Consider the following 3,775-nt stretch of genomic DNA (forward strand, 5'->3'; position numbering starts at 1 on the left):
GCCCGCGCGGACGACGTCGGAGTGGGCGGCGGCCGCCACGCGCGCGTGCAGGCCGACGACGGCCGCGCGGTGGGCGGTGACCGGTTCCGGTTCGGTCAGGGCGTGGGCGGCGACGGCCGCCACGGGGGCGGCGATGCTCGCGCCGAGGGCGGTGAGGATGTCGAGCACGCGCGCGCGGAGGCCGTCGCCGCTGCCGTTCGCCGGGAAGCGGGCGATCGCGGCGGGCCAGCCGGACGGCAGCAGGCCGCCGGCCAGGTCGGTGACGACGGTGACCTGTTCGGGCAGCATCTCGGCGGGGCTGAGCAGCACCGTGTCCTGCGGGGCGTGCACGGTGTCCCGCCAGGTCTCGTCGCTGACCAGGTGCAGGCCCTCGGCGGCGGCAGCCTCGACGGTCGCGTGCAGCACCTCGGGGGGCGCGACGGTCGCGGTCGGGTCGTCCGCGACGGACAGCACCAGCAGCCGCGGGTCACCGCCCTCGGCCCGCACCCGGCGCACGGTCTCCAGGAGGGCGTACGGGTCCGGGACACCGCCGCACTCGGCCGGTGTCGGCACGTGGAAGACGGGTCTTCCCAACAGGCGTGCGTACGGCGCCCACCAGGCGGCACAGGGGCGGGGCACCAGGACGTCGCCGCCGAGCGCGGCGGTCAGGGCGAGGAGCAGGGCGGGGGCGCCGGGGGCGGCGGCGAGGTGGTCGGGCTCGGCGGGCAGGCCACGGCGTTCGCCGTAGTCGCGGGCGGCGCGCAGGAGAGCGGGGCCGCCGCCGACCGGTTCGGGGCGCGCGCGGGCGGCCGCGGCGGCGAGGACGCCGGTGAGCTCGGGCAGCACGGGCAGGCCGTCGTCGGGAAGCGGGGGGCCATAGCGGACGGGGCCGTGGCCCTCGGGGTCCGTCCGCATCGTCACCTCCGTGAGGGGGCTCGCGCCGTGTCTGTGGTGCGCTCGGCGCATGCCGCTCGCGCCGTCTCGACTCTTCGCGCTCTGAGTACCCACCGGGCCCGGTGCCCATGGGCGGCCATGTGGGTTGCGCCGGTCACACGAGGTGGGCGGGTCAGGCCGCCGCGGAGGGTTTTCTACGGCGCAGGCGGTACACCGCGCCCCCTGCGGCACCGGCGATCAGCAGACCGCCGGCGACCAGGGCGGGGACGGAGTCGGTGAAGGCACCGCCGGCACCGGCGTGGACACCGCGCTGAACGGTCGGAACGGTGGTCGGTGCCGTGCATCGGTCGGGGAGGGGGTCGGTGCACGGACGGGTGCCCCCGCCGCTGCCCCGGGTGACGGTGAACGTGGCGCTCCACGGCTTGCCCTGGGCGCGCCCGGCCGCCGGGCAGGTGCCGTCGACGGTCCACGCGGAGTCGTCGCCGACGCCGTCCGCGGCGCCCTCCAGGTCCTGGGCGGCGGCGATGCGGGCGGTGCCGGAGTAGGCGGGGCCGGTGACGGTGTCGTCGTTGCCGGGCACCAGCTGGAGGCGGACGGTGACCGCCTCGAAGGCCTGCGAGGTGGCGTCGACGGTGTCGGGCGGGGTGGCGCCGGCCGGGTCGCAGGAGACCGAGACGGTGACGGTGCCGCCGGGGTCGGCGCCGCTCGGGCTGACCTCGGCGGTGGGATCCGCGAAGGCCTCGGGTGCGGGGCCGGCCAGGGCGAGGCCGAGAAGGGGGACGACGACGGACAGGGCCCGCAGACGGGCGGTGCGGCGCATGGGGAGAACTCCTTCGGCCGACGGCAGCCGGGGCCGCCGTCGGATACCGCCGAACGGACGCGACCACGACGACAACCCCCTGGGCACGACGCTCGCACCCACAGCCATCACAGCCCGCCCCCGCGAAACCCGCGCGCGGCCGACGTCCATCGGCGGGACGCCGAGGGCCGACCGGGTGACGGGGTGGGGGTGCCGGAAGCCGACGCCGTCATGTCCGCCCCTGCGTACCGACCCCGCCCCCCTCAGTTCACCAGCGAGGCCAGCTCCCGTTCCAGCCCGCGTCCCCGGCGTTCCACCACCGCCGTCGCCACGTCCGAGAGTCTGCGCTGGGTGTGCTGGGAGATGCGGCGCGGGACGGTGAACGCGGTGTCGGGGTCGCAGGCCAGGACGTGCATGACGATGCCGCAGGCCTGGTCGACGACGGGCCGGGTGCGCAGGGCCGTGCCGAGCTGGTCGACCTCGGTGAGCGCGGCCCGGTACGAGCGGTCCTGCACGAGGCAGGTCGCCGCGAGGTCACCGAGCGCCCGCGCGGGCCCGTACGCCGCCTCCCAGCGTGCCGGGCCGGAAGCTGTACAGCGTGAGCGTGGAACGCCGGAACGGCAGGGTCACGCTGGAGCGCACCCCGGAGTCGAGGGCCACCGCCCGGTACTCCGGCCGGCGTTCCTCCCGCAGCAGATCCGCGCTGTCCGCCGGTTCCCCGCCGGCGAGCGCGGTCCGGATCGGCCCGTCCCCGCTGCACAGCTGCACGCTGACGAGGGCGCTGAGGTCCGGGTGGGTGACGGCGGCGGGCCGCTCGTCGTCCGCGCCGTCGACGACCATGCTGCCGGCCCCGCAGCAGTCGGCGGTGCAGCGGGCGGCCTGCTCGACGAGCGCCGACAGCCGCCGCCCGGGCAGAGCACTCTCGGCCGACTCGGTCGCCGGCCACTCGGGCCGTCCGCCCTCCGACATCCGCGCGCCTCCTCCTCACGACCCCACAACCTCCCGCACGGCCCCGCGCAGACTCACCCAGCACTCCACACGAACTCCTGCGCGGCCCCGCAGGGGCCCACCCAGAACTCCGCGTACGCTCCGGCACCGCCGCCGCACGGACTCTCCCAGGGCTCCACAGAGCCGTCGCCGACACCTCCGGCCGTCCTCCGGCCCCCTCCGTCCTCCTCACGCTTTCCCTCCCAGCTGCTGCCCGGTCGCGCGGCCGGAAAACCCACCGGTCTCCTCCGCTCCGTGACGCAGCGCGTCAGGTTCGTCGCATGGCGCAGACGGACGATTTCGGTGAGGAACTCGCGGATTTCGTACGCCGCGTCGGAGAACTCAAGGCGGCCAGATCCGCCCCCGGCGGCGAGACGACCGTGCTGGACGCGGCGCTCTTCGAGCTCGGCCACGTCGCCGACCACCTGTGGCCCTGGTACGAGCGGCTGTCCGCCGACGCGGCCGTCCGCGGCGACCGCGACGAGCGGCAGCTCCTGAGGACCGTCTTCCAGCGCTTCCCGCTGCCCGTCGCGCTGGTGGACCGGGAGACCGTCGTACGCCGCCTGAACTTCGCGGCGACCTCGTTCACCGGCGTCCGCGCGGGCCACGCGACCGGCCGCCCCCTGACGGGGCTGCTCACCCCCGCCGACCGGGCCGCGTTCCGCTCCCAGGCCGCCGCCGTGGCCCGCGGCGAGCGCGACCGCAGCCTGACCGTACGGCTCCAGCAGCGCCCGTCCGACCCGGTCCCCGCGACCCTGACCGCCGTACGCCCGTGACGGGAGCCGCGGACAGCGCCCCGCCCGACCTCTCCGAGGCCACCCGGCACGCCACCCTGCTGGACCTCCTGGGCACGATGACGACGACCCTGCTGACCACCCCGCGCGAGGCCGTCCTCGCGGCGGCCGCAGGGGTGCTGCACGGCGGGTTCGCCGACTGGGTGGTCGCCGACGCGGGCGCCGCGCACCTGTCGCGTACGGCGGTGCTGGGGCCGTCGGAGAAGGAGGCGGCCGCGCTCGCGGAGCGCGATCCGGCCGCGGGCCCCCCCGGCGGCGAGGCCGGCCCCCGGCGGCGCCCCCGCCCATCACGTGCGCCCCGCGGGCCCCCAGGCCCGCGGCC

At 77.2% G+C, this 3,775-nt stretch carries 5 protein-coding genes and 1 pseudogene; 2 read left to right on the plus strand and 4 right to left on the minus strand.

All coding sequences use genetic code 11. The features are described from left to right. The 4 genes from ABZ896_RS52210 to ABZ896_RS52225 all read right to left on the minus strand — a co-directional run. Positions 1 to 894 (minus strand): aminotransferase class I/II-fold pyridoxal phosphate-dependent enzyme (locus ABZ896_RS52210; protein WP_360946426.1); only part of this gene is annotated, 894 nt, incomplete at its 3' end. 151 nt (positions 895 to 1,045) lie between these two features. Next, complete coding sequence (locus ABZ896_RS52215) at positions 1,046 to 1,693, minus strand: hypothetical protein (RefSeq protein ID WP_360946429.1); 648 nt, start codon at positions 1,691 to 1,693, stop codon at positions 1,046 to 1,048. A 242-nt stretch (positions 1,694 to 1,935) separates the two neighbouring features. Then, entirely contained in the window at positions 1,936 to 2,187 is a 252-nt protein-coding gene (locus ABZ896_RS52220) for an ANTAR domain-containing protein (RefSeq protein ID WP_360946432.1), read from the minus strand. 19 nt (positions 2,188 to 2,206) lie between these two features. Next, positions 2,207 to 2,641, minus strand: a complete 435-nt coding sequence (locus ABZ896_RS52225; RefSeq protein ID WP_360946435.1) for a hypothetical protein — start codon at positions 2,639 to 2,641, stop codon at positions 2,207 to 2,209. Between the two features lie 299 nt (positions 2,642 to 2,940). Here ABZ896_RS52225 and ABZ896_RS52230 point away from each other — a divergent pair, with 299 nt between their 5' ends. Together ABZ896_RS52230 and ABZ896_RS52235 are read left to right on the plus strand one after the other, a co-directional pair. Beyond that, complete coding sequence (locus ABZ896_RS52230; RefSeq protein WP_360946438.1) at positions 2,941 to 3,435, plus strand: PAS domain-containing protein; 495 nt, start codon at positions 2,941 to 2,943, stop codon at positions 3,433 to 3,435. After that, positions 3,432 to 3,775: pseudogene (locus ABZ896_RS52235) on the plus strand (hypothetical protein); the annotation flags it as partial. The gene ABZ896_RS52230 and the pseudogene ABZ896_RS52235, both read left to right, overlap by 4 nt.

Origin of the sequence: Streptomyces sp. NPDC047072 (assembly GCF_040643855.1) — a bacterium.
In the GTDB taxonomy this organism is placed as follows: domain Bacteria; phylum Actinomycetota; class Actinomycetes; order Streptomycetales; family Streptomycetaceae; genus Streptomyces.